Below are 629 nucleotides of genomic sequence, written 5' to 3'. Positions count from 1 at the left end.
CTACCATGAAACTGGTAGAAGGACCGTGTCAGGTGGACAGTTTGACTGGGGCGGTCGCCTCCTAAAGCGTAACGGAGGCGCCCTAAGGTTCCCTCAGAATGGTTGGAAATCATTCGTAGAGTGCAAAGGCATAAGGGAGCTTGACTGCGAGACCTACAAGTCGAGCAGGGACGAAAGTCGGGCTTAGTGATCCGGTGGTACCGAATGGAAGGGCCATCGCTCAACGGATAAAAGCTACCCTGGGGATAACAGGCTTATCTCCCCCAAGAGTCCACATCGACGGGGAGGTTTGGCACCTCGATGTCGGCTCATCGCATCCTGGGGCTGAAGTAGGTCCCAAGGGTTGGGCTGTTCGCCCATTAAAGCGGTACGCGAGCTGGGTTCAGAACGTCGTGAGACAGTTCGGTCCCTATCTGTCGCGGGCGTAGGAAATTTGAGAGGGGCTGTCCTTAGTACGAGAGGACCGGGATGGACGCACCGCTGGTGTACCAGTTGTTCCGCCAGGAGCATCGCTGGGTAGCCAAGTGCGGAAGGGATAAGCGCTGAAAGCATCTAAGCGCGAAGCCTGCCTCAAGATGAGATTTCCCAATTCGTAAGACCCCTTGAAGAACACGAGGTTGATAGGCCCG

1 rRNA gene is annotated in these 629 nt (G+C 56.0%); it reads left to right on the top strand.

Annotated features, from left to right (window positions below):
• A 23S ribosomal RNA gene (locus ACFPQ4_RS24720) occupies nt 1-629 on the top strand; the annotation flags it as partial.

The organism is Cohnella yongneupensis (genome assembly GCF_042655785.1).
GTDB lineage: Bacteria > Bacillota > Bacilli > Paenibacillales > Paenibacillaceae > Cohnella > Cohnella yongneupensis.
The sequence above is the reverse complement of the archived record's forward strand: the minus strand, read 5'-3'. Positions and strand labels throughout refer to the sequence as shown.